We start from the raw sequence: 21,342 nt of genomic DNA on the forward strand, positions 1-21,342 counted from the left end.
CGAAGGCGCTGGCGTCAACAGGATTGAAGGCGTCGCGCGAAATCGGGCGGAGCCCACGGTCCGCGAACAGGCGTGTCGAGTTCACGTCTGTTCCGAATCGCGGGAAGCCTCGACGTCTTCGGGGATTTCCTGCCGCAAGTTCGGCCCCTTGGCCAGGCGCCTGCCAAGCGCGGAGACGAAAGCCTCATAACGCTCGCTTGCCTTGGCGCGCGTTGCCTGGGCCATCGGCTCAGGCAGCGCTGGCGTGGTCGCCAGCCAGAAGCGAATGAACACGGCCAGCGTTTCTATCGAGATGCCGACATCGCGCTCAAGCCGCGCAAGCCGGCGGTCGCTTCGGTCGAGGCGCGTTGAGACAGCCGCCTCGCGTTGGGTGTCGGCATCGGGCGAGAGGAAAGACGCGATCGCCGCTTCAGCGATAAGCGACTGCGAACGGTCGCGCCTGGCAGCGTAGTCGACCAGCATCGCCAGGACAGCTGGATCGAGATAGACGGAGATCTGAACCTTTTTCTTTCCTGCCGTCACCACCTTCACAACCCCATACCGTCATCCGGATCGAGCGCGATCTGCCGCGCCACGCCGCGCGCAAGGCGCGCCATCCGGCTGCTGCTCGCAGCCAGATCATCAGCGTCGTCAGGCACGTCGGGCTCGAACTCGTTGACAAGCGGCGGCGCCGCCGCAGCAGGAAGAAAGGGATCGAGTTCGGGCTGACGCCGCAACTCGGTCTCGGTCGATTCCTGCCGGGTTTGTGCCACCACCGTCGCGGCAGCCGCACTCCCTGACGGAAGCGCCGTCCAATCGTCAGGCTCCGGCTCGGTTCGATCGGCAAGAGCCGGCGGCGGCAGAATGCGCTTAAACAATCGCGGGTCTTCGAAGTAACGCGCCTTCTTCGCCCGGATCGGCGGCGTGCCCGCCAGCATGACGATCTCGTCACCAGCCGGCAATTGCATGATCTCGCCTGGCGTCAGCAATGGCCGAGCCGTTTCGGAGCGCGAAACCATGAGATGACCGAGCCATGGCGAGAGCCGGTGGCCGGCATAGTTCTTCATCGCCTTCAGCTCGGTTGCCGTGCCAAGGGCATCCGACACGCGCTTTGCGGTGCGTTCGTCATTGGTCGCGAAGCTGACGCGCACATGGCAGTTGTCCAGAATTGAATTGTTCGGCCCATAGGCCTTCTCGATCTGATTGAGAGACTGCGCGATCAGGAAAGCCTTCAACCCATAGCCGGCCATGAAAGCGAGCGCGGATTCGAAGAAGTCGAGCCGCCCGAGCGCCGGGAACTCGTCCAGCATCAGAAGCAGGCGATGGCGTTCCGCCCTCGCCTGCAGATCCTCGGTCAGACGGCGGCCGATCTGGTTGAGAATGAGACGGATTAGCGGTTTGGTGCGACTGATGTCGGAGGGCGGAACGACCAGATAGAGCGTCGCCGGACGGGTATCCCCGACCAGGTCGGCGATGCGCCAGCCGCAGGCGCGGGTCACCTGCGCCACCACCGGATCGCGATAGAGCCCAAGGAAGGACATCGCCGTCGAGAGCACGCCGGAACGTTCGTTGTCGGACTTGTTCAACAACTCACGGGCAGCACTTGCAATGACCGGGTGCGGACCGCCCTCGCCCAGATGCGGCGTCGTCATCATGGCTGCCAAGGTCGATTCGATCGGTCGCTTCGGATCGGACAGGAATGCGGCGACGCCGGCCAGGGTCTTGTCCGGTCCGGCATAAAGCACATGCAAGATCGCGCCAACCAGAAGCGCGTGGCTCGTCTTTTCCCAATGATTGCGCCTTTCAAGGGAGCCTTCCGGATCGACAAGGATGTCGGCGATGTTCTGCACGTCGCGGACCTCCCATTCCCCGCGGCGAACCTCAAGCAAAGGGTTGTAAGCGTCCGATCTCGCATTGGTCGGATCAAACAGCAGCACCCGGCCGTGGCGGGCGCGAAACCCGGCGGTGAGGCCCCAGTTCTCGCCCTTGATGTCATGGACGATCGCCGAGCCAGGCCAGGTGAGCAACGACGGCACGACCAAGCCGACACCCTTTCCCGAACGCGTCGGCGCAAAGCAAAGCACATGCTCGGGCCCATCGTGGCGCAGATAGTGTGGTCCGTACCGACCCAGCACCACGCCGTCGGGGGCAAGCAGGCCTGCCGCCTGCACCTCGCTCCTGTCGGCCCAGCGCGCAGAGCCATAGGTCGCGACCTTCGTCGCCTCGCGCGCACGCCACAGCGACATGCCGATCGCCACGGCGATCGCGATGAAGCCGCCCGAGGCGGCAATCAGACCGCCGCGCATGAAGATGCCAGGCGCATAGGCGTCGTAGAAATACCACCACCAGAAGATGGCCGGCGGATAATAGACTGGAAGGCCGCCGATGACGAACCAAGGCGCCCCCAGCCCCGCCTGATAACCCAGCTGCCACGCCGACCATTGCGTCGATCCCCAGATGGTGAAGAGCACGATCAGGAAGACAGCAACAATCTGCCCCCAAAGGACTTTCGTTCCCGACATTGGTTTCTCCTTGTGCGGAGAGGTCGGCAAGGTTGAGGCGAGGTTCAACAGCCGGCTGACGCTGATCGTGTCGCCTCGCGCTGTCGGCAAGGAAAACAAGCGATCGGCAATCCAAGATTCCAGATCCATGTGAGAGCGCCCTCACAAGCCGAGACCGGGCTTGCGACCGAAACTCCAATCGGCACCGCCATCACCGCGAACGACGCCGGAGACGTGACTGCCGAGATGGCGCTCCAACGAGGGCGTCCAGGGCACGAGCTTGAAGCCGAGCCCGTCATCGATCATCGCGAAACGGCCGGTCGCGAGCGCAAAGCGCTGGCTGTAGGTGCCGGCCACGAATTCGCCTTTGCCGGCACGGTTGAACGACTGGCCGGTTTGGTCCGCGAGCCGGCTGCCCAGCGCGTCGAGTTCCCTTCGGCGCAGCGTGTCGATCAAGTTGCCGGCAAAGACAGTTCCGCGCGGCTGCCGCTCTGCCAGCCCCAATCCGACCAGGTGCTCGGCGCGCCGATCAAGCGCCTGGCGCACCTCGGCGCCGAAGCCGCCATCCGATAGTGCCACCGCAGGACGGGCGAGAGCCTGCCGGTCGAGCCAGGTCGCCCCTTCCGCGACGACCTGACGTTCGATGTCGAGATCGGAGCGCACGGCTAGCGCCACCCGCGGGCGTCCCTGCGCGTCGTCAAATTTGCGCAGTTCGACGATCGAGCCCGGCGCACCGTCGCCCGACGCCTCAAGATCGGCGAGCCGGACGTGATGACAGCGGCCGTCGACGCCATCGACGACCGCATAGGCGGTGCCCTTGAGTTCGTCATCCAGGCCGCGCTCGACCAGGCGGCCGATGATCGTCTCGCCGACGGTCCCGGCGGCCAGCACATAGCTGGCGCTCGCGCGTTCAATGTCGCGGGCCGAGAGGGCGCGATGCATACGTCTGATGATATCGCCGCGCTCGCCCATCTCGCGCAGCGTGGCCTCGGCCCTGTCGCTGACGACCCATTGGCCAGGACCGAGTTGCTCGGCGAGGCCGAGCGTTTCCAATCTGCGCAGCCGCCCCACCTTGAGCGCGACAAATTCGTCAGGCTGGCCATCGGCATGCGGCGCGAGATCGATGACACCGTTGTCGCGCGTGTCGCGGAGCAACTGGCGGTCGAGCCCGGTCCACCGCTCTGCCTCGACCTGCCGCTCGACATGCCGGCGGATTTCAAGATCGGACCGCGGGCCGAGCTCCTGCGTGACGAGATCGCTGGCGCGATCGCGCATGCCGCGGCTAATGTAGTCGCGTGAGATCACTAGGTCCTGGCCGTCGTCGGCCCGGCCGCGCAGGATGACGTGGACATGCGGATTGTCGGTGTTCCAGTGATCGACCGCAATCCAGTCGAGCGATGTGCCGAGATCCTTCTGCATGCGATCCATGAGATCACGGGTGAAGGATTTCAGGTCTGACATCTCGACGGCGTCCTCCGGCGAGACGATGAAGCGGAAGTGATGCCGGTCATCCTTGCAGCGCGCGACGAAATCCGCAGTCGACGCATCGTCGACCTCCGGTCCGAACATGCGGGCTTTCGCGTCGTCCCGCGTGACGCCCTCTCGCCGCAGATAGTTGAGGTGGGTCGCCAGCGGCGCGCCACGCTTCGAATGGCGCACCACACGGGTCTTGATCGTGGCGACGCGGGAGCGGCCTGTAAGCAAACGGTTGGCCTGAACGCTCGCTGCCCTGCCGCGCCCGAATTGCGAGCGCTTGCCTGGCGTGATCCTGCCGGCCCGCGACACGCTGCCGCCAGCCTTCTGGGCGGCCGCGAGCGCCTGGGCGATGAAGGGCCGCGACGATTGGGATCGCGTCGAGCGAATGCGCCCCGGACGGACGCGGAATTCGCCCTCATCGGCCATGGCAGCGCCCCACACACTGCCAAAAGCGAAACAAATACAATGATTTGCGTGGTCCCAGCACATTGCGCCGAGGCGCTACAATGTGCGGGAAGCGGCGAAAAACCCAGCAAAAACAACCAACCGACATCAGCACAATGTGCGCCCTTTTATCTTGCCATCCCTCGGTTGTTGCCCTGTGCTCTCCGCGCCTCATTGGCAGCGACGTCCAAACAGACCCAAGGCGCGAGTTGACGGAGACTTCATCACCGCTGCGATGTCGCGACGTCGGACCCCGTGAACAGTTGGCGCGGCTGCGAACCGGCCGCGAAAAGCTTGCGCACCAATGGTGACGGCGAGACCTCGACGGCAGCGTCTTCGCCGGACAAAAGACCGGAAGCAGCGATGGATCCGGACCGCACTATGAATAGCGGCGCGACCTTCCAAGTGACGGCCTTGGCTTGGCCGGTGGTGAGCGGGCCGGGCGCATCACCGCCGGCCCAGAAAGGGCGAAGCTTCGCAACATAAGCCCCGGTCTCGGCCGGCAGCGATCGGCCCTTCAATGAGGCTTCGTAACGCCCTGGCCCCGCATTGTAGGCGGCCAGGAAGCCCGGTGAACCGTATCGATCGTAGAGCTCCCGAAGATAGGCCGTGCCGGCAAGGATGTTGTCGCGCGGATCGTAGGGATCGCGGCCGAGTTGGTGACGAAGGCGCAGCTCGGCAAAGGTTCCGGGCATGATCTGCATCAAACCCGCCGCCCCTTTTCGCGAAATCGCGCGCGGGTCGCGGGCGCTTTCGAGGTGCATGATTGCCCGTATCCAGCGCTCTGGAACGCGGAAGCGATGCGATGCCTCGGCGATATGCGCGGCATAAGGATCGTCCGCGGATTTGCGCGAGACCGGCGCGGATTGTGCGAGCGCTCCTGTCATTGCGTGACAGAAGATCAGCATGCCACACATAAGGAAAAGTGCTTCGCGCCGCGCAGGCAACCAGCGGACGGGGCGGCATTCGTGCGCACATTTCGGCGCCGACGGCCCACTCATCGCACACGCTCCGGCCGCGCTTTCGGCCGCATCCAGCGCAGCGACCAGGAGCCGTCATCGGATCGGAACAGGCTGGCGCGGAAGCGCCGGCCAAACAGCGGATCCTCCAATCGGCAAGACAGATAGTCGCCAGCCGTCTGCCCGATTTCCTTCCAGGCCGCGCCGACCTCGGGGCCGCTGCCGTCACCGATGTGGATGCGAAAATCCGGCGCCTTGCCGTCGGACATCCTGGTCGTGACGAACACCAGCTCGGCATCCACGAGCAGTGTTCGAATGCGTCCGGAGTAACCGGATTCTGTTTCATGGAAGACACCGATCTCGGCCATGGACTATCTCCTTCTCTTGTTGGCTGGGTGGAATTTCAGTTCACTGGCGCGAGCCAGGCGTAGTGGCCATCGCCGCTCTCGTCGGTCCAAAGCGGCAGCGCGCGTCCGACGATCGAACTCGCCGGGAACGGGCCGAAATAGCGGCCGTCGAGACTGTCCTGGACCTTTGGATTCATGACGAAGATTTCGTCGGCCGCGATGATGCGGCAGCCCTGCCAGTCGGGCAGCGCGCGGCCAATGCGGTCGCGCTCGAGTGCGGCACCCACCGCAAGCCCGTTCACCGTGATGACGCGACCGACGCGGCAGACTTCTTCTCCAGGAAGTCCCTCGACGTGCTTCAGCATCGGCACACCGAGCGGAAGGTAGCCACGCTCGGCGGTGAACCGGGCGACCGCCTCTGGCGGTTCGATGACAGTGAGCACGCCAGCCGTCGGAGCGCCTATTTCCCTGATCGCATAGAGCCCGATCGGCGTGCTGGCCGATGCGTTCCATAGCAGCAGCGGCGGCATCTCCATGACAGCCGGAGCGACCGTCGCGATGACCGACGCAAGTGCTGCGGCTAGGCAAGCGGCGCGGCTCATGATGTCACTCTGCTGCGCAACAGAAATGCCCGGTGCTGCTCGAGCGAATAGGCACGCGGCGTTGCGCCGGCAATGATACGGTTGTGGGCCTGACGCCAATAGTCCGGTGCTGCCTCGACCGGATCGAGGCCGATCGCCTCGATCGCATCGATCAGTTGCAGGACCCGCTCGACCTTGTCCCAGCCTGCGAGCTTGAGCAGGATCTCGCCGCCTGGCCGAATGTAGGGCAGCGTCTGATATGGTTCAGCGGGCAAGACGGCGCGCACGATGTCGACGCGCGAAACAATGGTGCCGAAGTCATTCGCCGCCCAGCGCACGAACGCAAAAACACTACCCGGCGCAAATCCGACGACGCGGCGCTGCCCGTCGATTATAGTCTCATGGGCTGGGCGTCCGAAGCGGATGCGGTACTCTATCCGCTTCTCGATCCAGATCAGTTCGACCGTCGTGAGGTTGCCGCGCGGCGTCGATTGGGTAGGCGACGTCATGTGTCGTCTCCCTCGCCCCGGCCAACCCACCGCCGCTCCTGCGCGTCACCGCCAGACCGCGGCTCGCGCGCAAGACTGTTAGATTGTGAGTTAGACTCTAAGTTAGGAGCGCGATTTTCCGTTCTGGGACCGTCACTTAAGGCCGATCGCGGTTCCCGAAAGCACGAGGATGCGGTTCCCGATGGCACGATAGTTCGGGTTCCCGATGGCACGATCCTGTCAACAGGCGCGGGCGCCGCTTCGAAAGCCAACAGCACGCGACCGCTGGCTTCGACCTCCGTGAACAGCAGATATCCCGGCAAAGGTTGGCGGCGCACGATGTCACGCAGCTCGAAGGCGAAGCGCTTGAGCGGCGAGAGGCTGCCGGACTTCCGGTGCAGGTGGCCGATGTCAAAACGCCAGCCGGCGCGCTGGCGTCCGCCATGCTTGCGCACCAGCCGGTAGAGCCAGCGCTCCAGGCCGCCCGTCAGCCCGAAATACGCGCGGTCGATGGTCAGGATCAGCGCGTCGTCCATGACGGCGCGATAGAACCAGTCAGGCAGGACCAGTTCGACGCCAAGCGGGCGACCGCTTCGGCCGGAGCGCTCCTGCCATTCATTGATCCACGAGAAGCGATGGCGACGGCCTTCCGCGGGTTGGCGAATGGAGGTGACGACGCTTGTCGACTGCAGGCGGTCGAGCGCCGCCTTGAGGCGCAGGTAGTCTCGCTTCGAGACGCCGCGGCCGATGAAGGTAAGCATCTCGTATGGCGTCGCGGCCATCAGGCGCGACGTGCGCAATCCGGCATCCCGCGCGCTGACGATCTGGCTCGCGGCCCAGATCAGGATATCGGCATCCCAGATCGTCGCCATGCCGTGGTCGGGCATCGCTTCGACACGGATCGCCACATCGCCGGCGCGAAAATCGATCGGCGCGATGCGCCTGGATTTGGCGAGGGAGAAGAAGGGATAGGCCATGAGGTCCTGCGCATCGCGTGGCGCGACGACACCGGGCAGCGCGTGGAACAGATCAAGCTGTCCGCGTTCCGACGGTTGGCGTGTGCGTCCAGACATGGGGGAGATCAGCGGGCTCAGCGCCTCTCGCGCCCGGCATAAGCGATCAGGCGCGCCGCCTGGGGCTTGGCGGGCAGCACCGAGCCATTCGGATCGGATGTCGACGTCATCGCGCCGCGCTGCACCCAGGCCTGGAGGTCGTCGACGGCGTAGACGACGCGGCCGCCAAGTTTGCGATAGGCAGGCCCGGTGCCATAGGTGCGGTGCTTTTCCAGCGTGCGCGCAGAAAGGCTGAGGAAATGCGCGGCTTCCGAAGTGCGCAGGTAGCGCGGCGGCAATGGCGCGGCGTCGGCGTTCATGAGGTGTCTCCTTCCGGCCGTTGCGGTTGAACGGCGATCGACGGCCAGGATGGAGGAGCGTGGGGACAGTAATCAGGTGCGCAATTGAGGGGCGCTATTTCGCACCGCCGATGGTCTTCAGGATGTGCGCCGGCGCGCGCAGCAATTGGTGGTGGCCGCGCTCCGCCATCTTCACGCCATCGCGCATCGAGGAACGCATCCGATGACAAGAGGCCGGGCTATGGCGGCCGGCGGTGCGGAGAGCTTCCGCGGTCACCGGCAGAAGACGCCTCGCCCGGTACCGGGCGAGGCGTCTGCCGATTTACTCGCCGTTGCGGCGGTTGGGGCGGGACCAGATGAGGCTGTGGCCCTCGCCTTCTTCGTCGGCGAAGAGGTTGGCGTAGATCGGAGCGGTGAAGCTCGGATCGTCGAGCTTGAGCCCCAGATAGTCGCGACCCTCGTTGGAGCGCTTGGACCAGGCGGCGCCGATTTCGGCCTTGCCGACCACGACGCGGTGGCTTGGAGCGTTCTCGCCGCTGGCCCTTGTGTCGGGAACGATGCGCACGCCCTTGGCATGGACGCTGAGGGTGACGATCTCGCCGGTGAACTCGTTCGCATTGGTCTTCTTGAAAGTGCCGATGGTAGCCATTTTCAGTCTCCGTCTTCTCGTTTCCGAGCCCGCACCATGCGACCTCGATGGCGATCGCGGGGCCGAAGGCGGCCGCAGCCGCATCGCTTGCGACCGCAGCAAAGCGGAGGATGGCGCAGGCGCGCGTTTCTTGGTTCCGCGAGGAATGGGCTTCGCCCAGGGGACGAAACGCGCGACGCGCCATTGTGGCAGAGGCGGTCGAGGCTTCAGCCGTCCTTCGGCCAGATCAGCCCGTTCGAGAGGTCGTTGGTGCGCTCCGCGAAATGGCCGACGTGGAGGCAAGGGCACCACTGGTTTTCAAAATAGATGAAGCGAATTGGTGGCCGAGATGTCAGCCGACAACAGCTTGGCATGACCTGAATGAATGCTTGAGCCATCCGCTGCCAGCAGCACACGGTGAAGTACCGCGAATGTCTCATTTTGGGCCGTCTCCGGACGGTCCGAATGTGGTGAGCGTACCGCGGATAGCGGTCGTTCGGACCCAGTAGGCAAAATTTGCCGTCCGTCTACGACTCCATCGTAGTCATTCGGAGCGAATTTGCGAATACACGAAACTTGCCATCCGTTGACCCAAATTGACGGCGACTCTGACTTTGGCTGAGTCGTTTACAGAAGCTAACATTCCGTGCACGTAGGAGTTAGTTGCGGTCGGATATCACAAGTGGACAAAATCTGACGGGCTTGCCGCCATGTGGTGCCCGACGAAATACCTCCGCACTTTCAACGGCGCCGAAGCACCGCATCACTGCAGGGAACGATGAACCGGCCATCCAGAAAGCATCACTTTGTTCCTCAGGCCCAGCTTCGGCACTTTGCGGCCGATCCAGAACGACGCTCCATCTACGTTTTCGCCAAGCGGTCCGACCGATCTTTTCTGACGTCGATTGCCAATGCTGGCTCCGAGAATGACTTCAATGTGGTGAGCCTGGGCGATACCAAATGGAACTTCGAGGATCTGTTCCAGGAGGTCGATGCGCGCTCCGCGCGCCTCGTCGTCGAAATCGTCTCGCGACGTTCGCTCGCGTGGATGACGGCGGATGACCGTATTGCACTGGCCGATTTCTTCGCGACCCAGATGCTGCGGACGCATTTTAGCCGAACGGGACCAAAGCATCTGGCGGGCCAATTGCGGGAGATGATGCGCCAGGCCGGCTATGACCGGGATGCCGATCCGCACATGGCTATGCCATCTGATGCGTCAGTGAGACTTGGCGCCGTCAAGGCGTTCCTTGAACGGGAAGGTCACACCGTTGCGCTACTTGATCTTCATCCCGCCATCTATGCGAGCGACGGCGAGCATCGCTTCATCATCTCGGACCATCCGGTCAGCCGGATCAACGCATTCCCCTATGGGGATGTCGGGCTCACTTCGCCGGGCCTAGTGGTGATGCTGCCGGTTTCACCTGGCCTGACGCTTGCCCTGCATTGCCAGGCGATCGTCCAACGTTACGAACTGGCGGCGAGCGCAGATATCGAGCCCGAACGCAAGACAAGAATGATCCGCTATCGGGACGGCCTGCGGTCCGGTGAGCCGATCGCTATCGATGGCAACATGGTGCGCTACCTCAATGGTCTCCAGGTCTCGCAAAGCGCTGGCTATCTTTATGCCGATACCGATGCGTTCGACTTCGCACGCGAGATTCTAGGGGAGGACGAGGACCTGCGGAACGTCGAGACCCATGTCGAGCTCGGCGAGATGGGGCATGCGCCTCCACCGCGACCGGGCATGCCCGCAGGGACGCACCTCGTCATCTTTGGTCCCCTCGATCACTGCACGCTGGCAATTGAAGAGATCGACAAGAGCGGCGAAGGCTTGACGGCACGAACCAGGCAGATCGATCTGCTCGCCCAGGTCGCCGCCGACAAGGCGATGTTGCGGGTCGAGCTGTATGTCGATCGGCGGGTGAGGCGTGGAATGGGCCAAGTGATGGTGGAGCGTTTTGGCGAACCGGCGTCCGGCTGGTTTCGGGTTGTCCATCGCGACGCGAGCTTGAGATCGCTCGGCCTTCAGCTCGATGCCGAGCGCCGTTGAGATCGCTCGGAGCGGACAGAGCGCTTCAGGATCCGGTCGAGATCGGCGTAGGTGAAGGCGGGGGCGCGGCCGATCAGGAAGGACGGCGCGAACAGATCGATCACCTTCTGACCGGGTTTCAGAGATTCACGTATCTTGCGCCTGACTTGTTTCAGTTGTGCGCCGGAAGGATTTGCGATGCCGTCGCGTTGCAGAACGGCCGTGACCATGCGCTCCAGGCGATCCTGCCGCATGCGCCCGATGCAGTAGGTTCGAATGTATCGCAACAGCGACTGCAGGAACAAACCCTGGCAGTGAAATGACTGCATGACGCCGCCCAGGGTCTGCTCGAATGCGGCTGTCACATTCGAGGTGCGGTTCATCTCTCGATAGAAGTCCAACGTTTGCGCCTCGAGGAAGCCGACGCTGATTTCAGCGGGCGGTGCGAAGAAGAGATAGGACGGCACGGGACGCCTCAGGCTCACTTGTTTGTAGAGATGCAACCCGAAGCAAAGAGCGAAGATGCAGGTGAGATTGTTGGCCGCCGCAACGTTGAGGGCACGGAGATCTTCGATGATCTCAGCCCAGCCGACGCGTTCGCCGCTCGGCGCTAGCAGGAGCCCCTCGTCAATTGTTCCGTGAGCATCGACATGGAGCACCGGCCTCAATCCCTGCTCGGCCTTCGTCGTCAACTGGCTGAACAGCTCGCTCAGTTCGCTACGATCTCGAACCGCATATTCGAACACGGGGAAACCACCGGCGGTGGAGAGGCCCTCAAGGTCTTCGAGGATACGCCGGCTGGGGCCCATCTCCTGTTCCGGTAGCGAGTGAATCCAGACGACCGCGTTGGTCTGCAGCGGTTCCGAGATCGTGAGTGCGGTGTCCGAGTACGATATCATTCTGCCGAGCCTCGCCTTGCGCTGGCGCCTGCTTGCTGGGCCTTAGACATAGCGAGGTCGACCGAGAAGGGTGGAAAGCTCAAGGCGATCGCTTAGCCCGGCGGCAGCCACATGTTGAGACACGGTGGCGCGCTCGGCTTCGGTTGTGGTTGAGCCGAGCACGATGCGTTCAATCAGAGTGGGAAGATCGACGTCGACGAGGATGCCGTGTTCGGGAACTCGGACGCCAAATTCCTCAGCCATTCTAACGGAAATGGCGAGCCGATATTCCCGCTCCCATTCAAAAGCTCGGTGCTTGAAAAAGAACCGGTCGAGCATGCCGATGCCGCGCATCCGAACCTGAGTCAAGTCTACATATTGGACCGGACCGCCCCACAGATCTTCGACGCCATATTCCGGTTTGAGCCGAAAGGGTTTGAAGGCGGCGCGCATGCGATCGGGCGTCGTGCAGATCGCGATGCCCTTGTGCTCACCGGAGTAGAGCTTCCACATCGCGTCACTCTCATAGACGGCACGGTGCCAGCAGCTTATCTTGGTCAACCGTTTAAGTTGGAAGAAGGCGCGCTCCACGCCCTCCACTTCGGCGTAGCGCGGATCAGGCGGCGGCACGTTCAATTGGACAGCGACGGCGCCTTCGAAAGGATCGATAAACTGATTGGCCGATGCAAAATAGAGTCTGCTTTCAGCGAGCGTTGAAAGGAAGCGCTCGAAACGAAAATACTTCCATAGCGTCTCGTTGCCTTCGATCGCAATTTCTCCAATCTTGCGCACCACAAACTCCATTTACAGTAACGCTTACGTAAGGCCCATTCTATTTCAAGTCTACTACAGCACGGGCTGCGGAGAAGGCGGAAGAGCCCGTCTATGATGCGCCGCCGAAAAGCCACGTTGGCGAGTTGGTAGGACTGGGTCGCCTCCTGGAGTTTTATCTGGCGCCCGTAGTGGACGCCGCCGTCTACCACTATCATGTTGTCGGCGGTGTAAGTAATCTGGTCGCCTACGGGGGAGAGACCATTGGCAGAAAACAGCATCATCAGCGTTGCCGTGCATGACCTGAAGAAGGACGCCGACAAGTTCGACATCGCGTTGGGCAAATCGAATTTGAAGGTCACCGAACCGGTCCAGCGACTCGTGGACGTACTGGACAAGCTCTATGGCCGCCGCACGTCCAAGTCCCATGGTAAATTCTCCGATGATGAGGACAACTACCCCACTCAACGGCATCTTCGAGAATACGTGGAGGCCGAGGAGAAGGATTTCGCTACCCTTACGGAATCGCTGATGAAGACGTTGGCGGTAAACGCCCAGACCAAAGCGGCTGCCACTGGTGGTCACGTTTTCTTCGCGCACTTCACCCGGGACGAGCGGCACTATCTCATGGTCGCTATCGTCACCGATACGCTCAGCGCTGCGCTTACCCAGCAGAACGACGTACACGATGTGGCTCATCTCGACATCGAAGGATTCAGGTTCGCCGGGCGCATCAACATCACCGGATGGGCGAACAAGGAGGATCGCTACATAGGGTTCCTCAAGGGCAAAGGGAACGTCGCCGAATATTTTCAGGCTTTCCTCGGCTGCATCGACTCCGTGCAGGAGAAGGCCGACACCAAGAACCTGGTGGAGGCCTTGATGTCCTTCGCCGACGATAAGAGCCTGAAGCCCGAGGCGAAGACGGCCTTCCTGACCAAAGCCAAGGAAATTTGCGACCGCGCTGCGTTCAAGCGGGAGGAACTCTCATTCGACGCACTCACCAACGAGTTGCTGCCCGAGGATCCAGGGAGCCTCCGCGATTACCTCGCCAACCCGGACCTGAAGCTCAATGACTGGTTCATACCCAACAGGGCAGTGCTGAACACCCTAGTCCGTTTCAAAGGGCGCACGGACCACTGGTCACTTGAGTTCGACCGCAAGGCGATCCAGGAAGGCGAGGTGACCTACGATCCAGAGAATCAGACGCTCACCTTGCGCAATCTGCCTGCTGAATTGAAGGACAGGTTGAGCGGTGAATTCGAAGATGCCTAGGCTCGGTTGGCAAGACATCGAGCCCATCTATGCCGTCACGGCCTTCGCCGATGATGGCACCGGCACGCTGACCATCACTACGCAGCCCATACTGAACGCCCTTCTGCTGATTGACCAGGACGAGGACGCAGCCGCCGATGCCGGCATGGCGTTGCTCACCGAAAGAGATCAGCTCGAGCTGGGCAAGCAAGCGCATGTCCAGTTCAATGCGCCGCGGACGTCGCTCGGCAGGTTCGCATTGTCCTTCGCCAACCTGATTGCTGGACCGAAAGCCCGTGTGGAAGAGCCGGCCAATTACTTCGTCGTGGACGGCAGGTTGACCCGGCACTCTCAACCACCGTCGGACCTACAACTGAGATACCGATCAGTTCTTTCGCTGGTGGCATTGCTGGCGCGGGCTGCCGCCTTCCTCGATGGAGTTCAGCAGGAACTCGTCTTCTTTCGCGATGGCCGCATAGCAATCCCGGTAGACTACGATGAGAAGGACCTGACCAGCCTCAAGGCTGACCAAGTCGCAAAACTCGTCGGACTGTTCGCGGATCCAGTGCATCTCGAGCAGAAGCTCACGATCCTGTCGGAGGCCGTCATAGACCTAGTCGCAGGTCTGCCGACCGGACAGAGGTTCCGCCATGTCATGCGTGGGGTCGGGGAGATCGTCGAAAAGGTGGCCGCAGGCTACCGGCTATTCGCCTCCAGCTTCACCTATTCCAAGATCCGGCGAGAGGTCGAAACCGCGCAGGCCGAATTCATCACCCGCATCCACAAGACTTTCGTGGACCTTCAAGGTCAGATACTCGGCATCCCTATCGCCACGATCGTCGTCGCTTCGCAACTCAAGGTCGCAAAGGCTTGTGGAGTTGAGGTATGGACGAACATCGCGGTGATAGCCGGCGCCTGGATATTCGTCCTGTTCCTTCTCGCGAGCATCGTGAACCAATGGCTGACTCTCAAGGCCATAGCGTTTGAGTTCGGGCGCCAACAAGATCGGCTGGTCAAGGATTTTGCCGAGGTAAGGGGTGACTTCAACACGGCGTTCGAGCAGCTGACGAATCGTGCCTTCTGGCACCGCGTGGTTTTCGTGGTAGTTGGTCTCATCGGTGTCGGAGGAGCAAGCTTCGCGACGTGGGCGGCCACCAAGCTTATTGAAGTCGAGATTCACACCTGCATCTGATCAGGTAGAAGGACTGTACCCGCCTACAATAGGTGGCCCGATCCCGGACCATGGCGGAACCAGCTTTAGGGACCTGAGCGGACATCGGCCCCGAATGACAGGTTTAGGTAATCGTCAAGCGAACCTGAATGACCGAAAATAGGCGCAAAACTGCCGTCCGTTCAGCAACAAGCCCAACCATCAGTGATTTCGGTGGTCACTGAAAATCGAAGTTGAACTGCACTAATTCCCATATTCCAGTTTTGGGTATATTTTGTTGGGAGGGAGGACTTGGTACGTGGGGGCGTCGCGCTTTCTAGGACAGGCTACAATCGAGATTCCGCAGAACTTTCAGTGTTTTGTGGAAGGCGCATTAATTCGACTACAAGTCCAGTATCCGTCGCTGCGGTTTTCGGCCTCGGGTCACGGCGTAGCTGTAGAAGAGATTCCGCCGGAGAGGCTGGACGATTTGCGAAAGAATGTCCTTCACGCCATCTATCGTGAGAAGATCTACTCGGAAACGCTTTCGCTGCGACAAGCGTTGATCGGGGCGGTCACCGCCACATGACCGTATGGCCGCTCAAATTCAGAGATCGCCCGGACGGAAAGCTTCTGTTTAGCGACGATGCCGGTGGGTTCTTTCTCGGTAGCGACGAGTTTCTAGGGAGATACGCACGCGATGCGCTCTCGGCCGACGACCAGAGATTTCTTCGTGGCAATGGACATACGTTTGAACGCGAAGGCGATCCTGATTGGACATCGTTTGCCTATCGTTGGGCGGGCAGGCAGTCGAAGCAGCAAGAGCTGTCGTATCTCATTCTCGTTCCGACTTTGCGTTGCAATCTGACTTGCAGCTATTGCCAGGTTTCCCGGGCCCCTGAGGCCGCACGGGGCTTCGACTGGTCCAACGAAACATTGAACGCGGCGCTCGACTTCATCGGCAATTTGAATGGTCCTGATATCAAGATCGAGTTTCAGGGCGGGGAGCCTTTGCTTCGCGTTGATCTGCTCGAGCAGATCAGAGCTTTCACCCGCACAAGATTTCCGCGCAGCCAGTTTGTCGTTTGCACCAACCTCCAGCGCATGGGTGAGGTGGAGTGGGCTTTTCTTGATCAGCCGGACACGTTCGTCAGCACGTCACTGGATGGGAACCACGAGACACACACCCGGCAGCGGACTGGCGACAGTCTGGCGACCGATACATTCCTCGGAAATTTGGCTGAAGCTGTCAGGCGTCTCGGCCCCGGCAAGGTTTCCGCCCTGCCAACCATCGCCGTTGAGCGTCCGCCGAATTTTGAGGATCTCATCGGTAACTTCGAGCGGCATGGCATACAGTCGATATATCTCCGTCCGATAAACCACCAAGGCTTTGCGCGCCGGCGCAAGAGCGATGCCAATGCGATCGCTCGATGGAATGCGCTCCATTCAGGTTTCATCGATTATCTCATCGAACGTAATCACCGCACCGGCCGATACGTTGAAGAGTACTATTTCAGCCAGTGCCTGCGGCGATTCTTGAGATCAGGCACCGATGATCATGTCGATCTTCGCAATCCGAATTTCTTCGCGTCCGACTACATCGTTGTCGATCACGATGGGCAGTTATACCCGACGGACGAAGCCAGGATGCTGTCGCGGATCGGACGTGTCGATCTCTCGATTGGAACAGTGGCCGACGGCATCAATCAGCAAAAGGTGCAGCTACTCGATCAAGCATCGATGAACAACTTCGATGCCGATTGCATCCACTGTGTTTATCAGCCTTTTTGCGGCACGGACGTCGTCGACGATCTGTCTCGCGACGGCCATATCGATCTCATTCGCAGTGAGACGTGGTTCTGCAGACGGCATATTTCTCTATTCGACAAAGTCGTAGAGGTGATGACGCGTTGCGACGACGCAGCTCGGCAATCCGTCGCCAAATGGGCCGGAGTTCCCTCCTGGGGAGATCACATGGTCCCGGTCCACGCATGATCCCGCTTCGCCTCAAAATTGAGACTAACGCGATCGATCCATATGTGGTTCGACTCCGGTCCTTCGAGGGCGTTGCCCACGACATGCCAACGCTCAGCTCGTTCGATGCGGTGCTGGGTAACGCATCCGGCGAAAGTGCAGACTTTTCGGGCGGAGAGGGAACGCTCCGTGTCTACGGAATCGACCCCAGTGACGTGAATGGCGACGTGCTGTTTGTTGTGCCTCGACGGGGGACTGCACACCGTCTTATCCGGGCAAATTCCCGTCACAACACGCTGCTGGTTACCGAACGATGCGACCAGCTTTGTCTGATGTGTTCGCAGCCGCCGAAAGCGCACCACGTAGACATGTTTCCGTTTTTTGAGACGGCAGTCCTTCTCTCGCCAGAAAACGCAACGATCGGTCTATCTGGCGGAGAGCCGACGCTCTTCAAATCGGAACTGCTCGAGTTCCTGGGGCGAATGCTGGCAGCGCGGCCCGACATTGATTTCCACGTTCTGACCAATGCGCAACACTTTGACCGCGTTGATCTGGCTAAGCTCGGCGAGCTGAATTTAAATCGTGTCCTTTGGGGTGTTCCCGTCTACTCGAGCGACCCCGAGGTTCATGACCGGATCGTGGCAAAGCCAGGTGCGTTCGATAAAGTTAGAGAAGGCCTGTCAATCCTTTGCCAGGCCGGCGCAAAAATCGAATTGCGTACGGTGCTTATGAAGCCGAACGCCCTCGGTCTGGCGGATTTGGCCAAGTTTGTGACGACATCGCTGCCCTTCATCGACAAATGGGCGATCATGCAGCTCGAGAACATCGGCTACGGCAGGCAGAACTGGCACTCGTTGTTCTTCGACAGCTCCACAGGTTTCGAGGTGGTTGGCAAGGCCCTCGATCTCGCCATCAGCCGCGGAATTGACGCCATACTGTACAATTTTCCGCTGTGCACGCTTCCGCCCAACTATCGGACGCTGGCCCCGTCGACGATTTCAGATTGGAAGCGAACTTACCTCTCGGAATGCGCTGGCTGCGTACTGCGTGACGACTGCGGCGGTTTCTTCGAATGGCACCCGAAAACGCATGGGTACGAAAGGTTCGGTCTCGCGTGAAAAAACGGCTCTTTACGATCCCGTCGTTGCTCGCTGCCGGCTTCATGCCGATTGAAAGTATCGCAATGCCGATTGCTCCGTTCATTGACGGAGGCAAGTCGAAATCATTGTTCGACATTTTCAAGCTTGACCACAAATTCACCTTGGCCGGTCACAGATCTCACTCCAGCCACAGCAGTCACAGCTCTCACAGCAGCCATCGATCATCGACGGGCGGCACCTATTTGCCGCGTGCCCCGGTCTATCAATCTCCAGCGCCTGTCTATCAAGCTCCGGCGCCAGTCTATCAGGCGCCCGCGCCGACCTACCAGGCGCCGACCGCCGCTCCGCCGGCTGCGGCGTCGCCGCTGGTCGTGCTTCCAGGGACCGCTGCCAAATTCAAGGAGATCGTCCTCCAGGTTCAGTTCGCGATGCTATCGTTCGGCTATTACAATGGCGAGTTGGATGGAAAGATGAGCCCTGCGATGCGATCTGGGCTCCTGAAAATGCAGTCGGATTACAATCTCAAGGTAACAGGCACCATTACGCCGGAGACACTGAACGCCTTGCGCATTACAGCGGATTAATTTCACCGAAATGATTCGTATTTACAGACAGCGGCACTACCCCGCACTGGCGCCCCCTCATTCTTCGGCGGAAAGACCCACCCACCAAATTCCGACAATGCTGGCTTTAGTAAACCGCGAGACTGATCTCACGGCCAACACAAACGGCGATCCCAGCGCCAGCATCGCTAACCACCCGTCTGCATTCGGCGGGTGGTCAAATCGGAAGGAGTGACCGAGATTGGCGCTGAGCAGCCGTTCACTCCAGGATCGTACGCCTGCCGATAGCGCAATAAGTGGACCAGGCGCCGGACGGAGCCTCTTCAGGAAAGGCGCCGTCGAACGCGCAGCAACTGGCGATAGCCGCGCTCGACCATTTTCAGGCCGTCCCGCACAAGGCGTTGCGTCTGATAGCGAAAGGCCGAGTCGTGCCAGTCGGCGACGCTGACTAGCCGACGGCCAAACAAGGCGGTTGCGACGTCGAAATGAGATGCCTGCTCCTCACGGCCGTCAAGGCATCGCAGCATCAGGCCAAGACGCCGGCGCTGTGCCCCGGTCAAGCGGGCATCGGGAAGGTGCTGCCTATGGATCGAGCGGATGAACCGCTCGATCGCCTGAAGCCTTTCGTGCGCCATGTCATCGAGTGGAATTATGGCGGCCAACGGTTCGCCTGCCTGCGCATCGCCGAGAAGCGCCAGTTGCGTAGCGCCTGACGTAGAGCGCACGTGAAGGCCGATTTCATCACGCTGACCCGTGGCCAGCGGAACGTCGAGGACCTCCCGCGCTCGCAGATCCGGCGGAACTTCGACTAGGTTCACGACCCCAGGATCGATCTGAGGCGCCCAATATACGGGCTGCTCGACTGCGGATTGGTCAGGCCTGGCGGCGAAACTGCAAACCCCAGCGCTTGCGCAATGCGCGCATCGCCTTGGCCGAGCGGGAGACCGCGAAGTCCTGCTGATACTGGGGATTGCGTCGCAGGAACTCCCATGCAATCGCATCGGCGGCGGCCCCTTTAACGAACGCATATGCCTGTGGGTCACGCCACTGCGATGTATCCGGCTTCATCCGTATCCTTCCCTTCTCAAGGATTTGATAGGGGGACGCGGCGTTGAGCGAAATCCTTGGATTCCGTCATTGACGAATGAACAAAGAGCGATCTCGGCGCCGAGCAGTCAGGCCTAGACTTGCGGTGCCTACTGGCTCGCGCCTTGCAGTGTCTTGAAAGTGTCCGTCCAGGCGCGATACGCGTCATCATCGCCCTGGCTCCAAGCGCTGAAGGCGCGCCAGGCGGCGAAAGATGATGCAGGCTGCTCGAACAGCACGCCGATAGACTGATCGCCTGCGGGCCAGCCGGTAGGCTCGTCGCTTATCGTTTCATGCGTGAGGCGCCGCAGATCGGCCAAGGCCGAGCGGATGTGCGGCAGCGGAAATTCGCAAAGGTCGGTGTTGTCAGTCGCCTCCCGAAGGATGACCGCGAGCTTGGCGACCACGCCCGCCAAGGACTGCGCTGGCGTCGCCACAATCTCAGCCAGCAAGGCGTCTGCCTTTTCAGCGTCATCCTGCTCCGTCGTCCGGGCATCGAGACCGCCACAGTCGGCGTCAGCCCCCTCCTCGCGCCCAATGACTTCGTCGGAAGACAAGATCGCGCCGCGCCTTAAGAGCCCCTCGTCCGCCTGCTGCTGCCGGACACAAGAAGCCAGCATCGCAACGTGCGCATCAATCCAGGCAAGGGACAGAACGAGGGCGGGATCGGCTGACGGCTGATTTTCGGCTCCATGGCCAGCCAAAGGCTTAGGATGCCCTGCGGTCAACGAACTGCGCGATTTCCGTCCACGCGTGACGGAAGGCAAAGTCGTGGTAATGTCGGAATCAGCCATGATCCGAGCTCTACACAGCTTGGTTTTGGTCAGGTCGGGCACGGGTGTTCCTGCACTCTGCTCGACCGTTTCGCCGCAGCATTGCAGACCTTGGAGGTCACCCCTCCCGGGCCACATGCGTCGGTAACAGTGGTGATTTAGATGAACGCGGACAAAAAATCAAGCCCCATGGCATCAAATGATACTTTTGGTATAGATGAACTTACAAGCGGACAAATGCGAGCCGCACGCGCTTTGCTTCAATGGGATCAAAAAACGCTTGCGGAACAGTCGAAGGTTTCCCTCGCGACAATCAAGCGACTAGAGCCTCAGGCCGGCCCGATAAGAGCAAACAGAGTCACTATTGACGCGTTACGACGCGCATTCGAATCCGCAGGTATTCAGTTTATCCCAGAGAATGGTGGCGGTGTGGGCGTGCGCCTCTCCCGCCGTTCCGATTATTCATAGGCAAACTTCCGCGAACTCCGGCAGGAGACGCCTCGCCCGATACCGGGCGAGGCGTTGGCCAGTTCACTCACCGTTGCGGCGGTTGGGGCGGGACCAGATGAGGCTGTGGCCCTCGCCTTCTTCGTCAGAGAAGAGGTTGGCGTAGATCGGAGCGGTGAAGCTCGGATCGTCGAGCTTGAGGCCGAGATAGTCGCGACCCTCGTTGGAGCGCTTGGACCAGGCGGCGCCGATTTCGGCCTTGCCGACCACGACGCGGTGGCTTGGAGCGTTCTCGCCGCTGGCCCTTGTGTCGGGAACGATGCGCACGCCCTTGGCATGGACGCTGAGGGTGACGATCTCGCCGGTGAACTCGTTCGCATTGGTCTTCTTGAAAGTGCCGATGGTAGCCATTTTCAGTCTCCGTCTTCTCGTTTCCGAGCCCGCACCATGCGACCTCGATGGCGATCGCGGGGCCGAAGGCGGCCGCAGCCGCATCGCTTGCGACCGCAGCAAAGCGGAGGATGGCGCAGGCGCGCGTTTCTTGGTTCCGCGAGGAATGG

The 21,342-nt window shown here is 61.1% G+C and carries 24 protein-coding genes; 8 read left to right on the top strand and 16 right to left on the bottom strand.

All coding sequences use genetic code 11. The annotated features are described in order from the left end of the window. Positions 1-81 precede the first annotated feature (81 nt). The 10 genes from EN850_RS28695 to EN850_RS28740 all read right to left on the bottom strand — a co-directional run bounded on the left by EN850_RS28695 (position 82) and on the right by EN850_RS28740 (position 8,775). A complete protein-coding gene (locus EN850_RS28695; protein WP_135932967.1) occupies positions 82-522 on the bottom strand; it encodes a CopG family transcriptional regulator in 441 nt (146 codons plus the stop codon). A gap of 5 nt (positions 523-527) precedes the next feature. Beyond that, positions 528-2,501: a conjugal transfer protein TraG gene (locus tag EN850_RS28700; protein WP_135932956.1), complete on the bottom strand. Its 1,974-nt coding sequence runs from the start codon at positions 2,499-2,501 to the stop codon at positions 528-530. Positions 2,502-2,642: 141 nt separating this feature from the next. Then, the gene (locus EN850_RS28705) at positions 2,643-4,382 is read right to left on the bottom strand and encodes a VirD2 family relaxase/mobilization nuclease (protein ID WP_135932957.1); all 1,740 of its coding nucleotides are present in this window, start codon (positions 4,380-4,382) and stop codon (positions 2,643-2,645) included. Positions 4,383-4,624: 242 nt separating this feature from the next. After that, positions 4,625-5,287: a lytic transglycosylase domain-containing protein gene (locus EN850_RS28710; protein WP_272483029.1), complete on the bottom strand. Its 663-nt coding sequence runs from the start codon at positions 5,285-5,287 to the stop codon at positions 4,625-4,627. Positions 5,288-5,397: 110 nt separating this feature from the next. Continuing rightward, on the bottom strand, positions 5,398-5,727 hold the full coding sequence (locus tag EN850_RS28715) for a DUF736 family protein (RefSeq protein WP_135932959.1): 330 nt from the start codon (positions 5,725-5,727) through the stop codon (positions 5,398-5,400). Between the two features lie 35 nt (positions 5,728-5,762). Continuing rightward, positions 5,763-6,308 carry a S26 family signal peptidase gene (locus EN850_RS28720; protein ID WP_135932960.1) on the bottom strand — a complete coding sequence of 182 codons (546 nt, stop codon included), beginning with the start codon at positions 6,306-6,308 and terminating at the stop codon, positions 5,763-5,765. Next, on the bottom strand, positions 6,305-6,796 hold the full coding sequence (locus tag EN850_RS28725; RefSeq protein ID WP_135932961.1) for a DUF2840 domain-containing protein: 492 nt from the start codon (positions 6,794-6,796) through the stop codon (positions 6,305-6,307). Before EN850_RS28725 ends, EN850_RS28720 begins: the two co-directional genes overlap by 4 nt. Further along, entirely contained in the window at positions 6,793-7,848 is a 1,056-nt protein-coding gene (locus tag EN850_RS28730) for a replication initiator protein A (RefSeq protein WP_135932962.1), read from the bottom strand. Before EN850_RS28730 ends, EN850_RS28725 begins: the two co-directional genes overlap by 4 nt. A gap of 17 nt (positions 7,849-7,865) precedes the next feature. After that, positions 7,866-8,147: a helix-turn-helix domain-containing protein gene (locus EN850_RS28735; protein ID WP_135917375.1), complete on the bottom strand. Its 282-nt coding sequence runs from the start codon at positions 8,145-8,147 to the stop codon at positions 7,866-7,868. A 301-nt stretch (positions 8,148-8,448) separates the two neighbouring features. Next, the gene (locus EN850_RS28740; protein ID WP_027042653.1) at positions 8,449-8,775 is read right to left on the bottom strand and encodes a DUF736 domain-containing protein; all 327 of its coding nucleotides are present in this window, start codon (positions 8,773-8,775) and stop codon (positions 8,449-8,451) included. Positions 8,776-9,532: 757 nt separating this feature from the next. On the opposite strand from EN850_RS28740, the gene EN850_RS28745 reads away from it, so the two are divergent. After that, a complete protein-coding gene (locus EN850_RS28745; protein WP_136092742.1) occupies positions 9,533-10,807 on the top strand; it encodes a DUF4238 domain-containing protein in 1,275 nt (424 codons plus the stop codon). On the opposite strand, the gene EN850_RS28750 is transcribed toward EN850_RS28745, so the two are convergent. Then, positions 10,783-11,685: a hypothetical protein gene (locus EN850_RS28750; protein WP_135917373.1), complete on the bottom strand. Its 903-nt coding sequence runs from the start codon at positions 11,683-11,685 to the stop codon at positions 10,783-10,785. The genes EN850_RS28745 and EN850_RS28750 overlap by 25 nt on opposite strands. Positions 11,686-11,727: 42 nt before the next feature. Beyond that, entirely contained in the window at positions 11,728-12,456 is a 729-nt protein-coding gene (locus EN850_RS28755; RefSeq protein WP_210234929.1) for a DUF2971 domain-containing protein, read from the bottom strand. Positions 12,457-12,699: 243 nt separating this feature from the next. Between EN850_RS28755 and EN850_RS28760 the strand changes: the two genes are divergently transcribed. The 6 genes from EN850_RS28760 to hxsA all read left to right on the top strand — a co-directional run bounded on the left by EN850_RS28760 (position 12,700) and on the right by hxsA (position 18,497). Continuing rightward, positions 12,700-13,710 carry a nucleoid-associated protein gene (locus tag EN850_RS28760; protein ID WP_189522242.1) on the top strand — a complete coding sequence of 337 codons (1,011 nt, stop codon included), beginning with the start codon at positions 12,700-12,702 and terminating at the stop codon, positions 13,708-13,710. After that, positions 13,691-14,881 carry a hypothetical protein gene (locus tag EN850_RS28765; protein ID WP_135917370.1) on the top strand — a complete coding sequence of 397 codons (1,191 nt, stop codon included), beginning with the start codon at positions 13,691-13,693 and terminating at the stop codon, positions 14,879-14,881. The genes EN850_RS28760 and EN850_RS28765 overlap by 20 nt, the downstream gene beginning before the upstream one ends. Positions 14,882-15,158: 277 nt before the next feature. Continuing rightward, positions 15,159-15,428: a hypothetical protein gene (locus EN850_RS28770; RefSeq protein WP_135917368.1), complete on the top strand. Its 270-nt coding sequence runs from the start codon at positions 15,159-15,161 to the stop codon at positions 15,426-15,428. After that, positions 15,425-16,834 carry a His-Xaa-Ser system radical SAM maturase HxsB gene (gene hxsB / locus EN850_RS28775; RefSeq protein WP_135917367.1) on the top strand — a complete coding sequence of 470 codons (1,410 nt, stop codon included), beginning with the start codon at positions 15,425-15,427 and terminating at the stop codon, positions 16,832-16,834. Before EN850_RS28770 ends, hxsB begins: the two co-directional genes overlap by 4 nt. Then, positions 16,831-17,931, top strand: a complete 1,101-nt coding sequence (gene hxsC / locus EN850_RS28780; protein ID WP_135917366.1) for a His-Xaa-Ser system radical SAM maturase HxsC — start codon at positions 16,831-16,833, stop codon at positions 17,929-17,931. Before hxsB ends, hxsC begins: the two co-directional genes overlap by 4 nt. Next, positions 17,928-18,497: a His-Xaa-Ser repeat protein HxsA gene (hxsA, locus tag EN850_RS28785; protein ID WP_135917365.1), complete on the top strand. Its 570-nt coding sequence runs from the start codon at positions 17,928-17,930 to the stop codon at positions 18,495-18,497. Before hxsC ends, hxsA begins: the two co-directional genes overlap by 4 nt. Positions 18,498-18,799: 302 nt before the next feature. Here hxsA and EN850_RS28790 read toward each other — a convergent pair whose 3' ends face one another. The 3 genes from EN850_RS28790 to EN850_RS28800 form a co-directional block, all read right to left on the bottom strand. After that, the gene (locus EN850_RS28790) at positions 18,800-19,294 is read right to left on the bottom strand and encodes a DUF2285 domain-containing protein (RefSeq protein ID WP_135906815.1); all 495 of its coding nucleotides are present in this window, start codon (positions 19,292-19,294) and stop codon (positions 18,800-18,802) included. A 55-nt stretch (positions 19,295-19,349) separates the two neighbouring features. Continuing rightward, positions 19,350-19,544, bottom strand: coding sequence for a DUF6499 domain-containing protein (locus EN850_RS28795; protein WP_135906814.1), 195 nt, complete (start codon positions 19,542-19,544; stop codon positions 19,350-19,352). Positions 19,545-19,672: 128 nt separating this feature from the next. After that, positions 19,673-20,398 (bottom strand): hypothetical protein, encoded by a 726-nt coding sequence (locus EN850_RS28800; protein ID WP_245521035.1) that lies wholly within the window; start codon positions 20,396-20,398, stop codon positions 19,673-19,675. Between the two features lie 99 nt (positions 20,399-20,497). On the opposite strand from EN850_RS28800, the gene EN850_RS28805 reads away from it, so the two are divergent. Further along, complete coding sequence (locus tag EN850_RS28805; RefSeq protein WP_245511644.1) at positions 20,498-20,803, top strand: transcriptional regulator; 306 nt, start codon at positions 20,498-20,500, stop codon at positions 20,801-20,803. Positions 20,804-20,866: 63 nt separating this feature from the next. Here the strand turns inward: EN850_RS28805 and EN850_RS28810 are convergent, their stop codons facing one another. Further along, positions 20,867-21,193, bottom strand: coding sequence for a DUF736 domain-containing protein (locus EN850_RS28810; protein WP_136092743.1), 327 nt, complete (start codon positions 21,191-21,193; stop codon positions 20,867-20,869). Positions 21,194-21,342: the final 149 nt, after the last annotated feature.

Source organism: Mesorhizobium sp. M8A.F.Ca.ET.207.01.1.1 (assembly GCF_004794715.1).
Classification (GTDB): Bacteria; Pseudomonadota; Alphaproteobacteria; order Rhizobiales; family Rhizobiaceae; genus Mesorhizobium.

Bases quoted from the DNA above. Each gene is read 5' to 3' on its own strand.
- EN850_RS28805 (WP_245511644.1), top strand. From the start codon at position 20,498: ATGAACGCGGACAAAAAATCAAGCCCCATGGCATCAAATGATACTTTT.
- EN850_RS28700 (WP_135932956.1), bottom strand. From the start codon at position 2,501: ATGTCGGGAACGAAAGTCCTTTGGGGGCAGATTGTTGCTGTCTTCCTG.
- hxsC (WP_135917366.1), top strand. From the start codon at position 16,831: ATGATCCCGCTTCGCCTCAAAATTGAGACTAACGCGATCGATCCATAT.
- EN850_RS28715 (WP_135932959.1), bottom strand. From the start codon at position 5,727: ATGGCCGAGATCGGTGTCTTCCATGAAACAGAATCCGGTTACTCCGGA.
- EN850_RS28705 (WP_135932957.1), bottom strand. From the start codon at position 4,382: ATGGCCGATGAGGGCGAATTCCGCGTCCGTCCGGGGCGCATTCGCTCG.
- EN850_RS28720 (WP_135932960.1), bottom strand. From the start codon at position 6,308: ATGAGCCGCGCCGCTTGCCTAGCCGCAGCACTTGCGTCGGTCATCGCG.
- EN850_RS28740 (WP_027042653.1), bottom strand. From the start codon at position 8,775: ATGGCTACCATCGGCACTTTCAAGAAGACCAATGCGAACGAGTTCACC.
- EN850_RS28750 (WP_135917373.1), bottom strand. From the start codon at position 11,685: ATGATATCGTACTCGGACACCGCACTCACGATCTCGGAACCGCTGCAG.
- EN850_RS28730 (WP_135932962.1), bottom strand. From the start codon at position 7,848: ATGTCTGGACGCACACGCCAACCGTCGGAACGCGGACAGCTTGATCTG.
- EN850_RS28810 (WP_136092743.1), bottom strand. From the start codon at position 21,193: ATGGCTACCATCGGCACTTTCAAGAAGACCAATGCGAACGAGTTCACC.
- EN850_RS28710 (WP_272483029.1), bottom strand. From the start codon at position 5,287: ATGACAGGAGCGCTCGCACAATCCGCGCCGGTCTCGCGCAAATCCGCG.
- EN850_RS28725 (WP_135932961.1), bottom strand. From the start codon at position 6,796: ATGACGTCGCCTACCCAATCGACGCCGCGCGGCAACCTCACGACGGTC.
- hxsB (WP_135917367.1), top strand. From the start codon at position 15,425: ATGACCGTATGGCCGCTCAAATTCAGAGATCGCCCGGACGGAAAGCTT.
- EN850_RS28735 (WP_135917375.1), bottom strand. From the start codon at position 8,147: ATGAACGCCGACGCCGCGCCATTGCCGCCGCGCTACCTGCGCACTTCG.
- EN850_RS28745 (WP_136092742.1), top strand. From the start codon at position 9,533: ATGAACCGGCCATCCAGAAAGCATCACTTTGTTCCTCAGGCCCAGCTT.
- EN850_RS28795 (WP_135906814.1), bottom strand. From the start codon at position 19,544: ATGAAGCCGGATACATCGCAGTGGCGTGACCCACAGGCATATGCGTTC.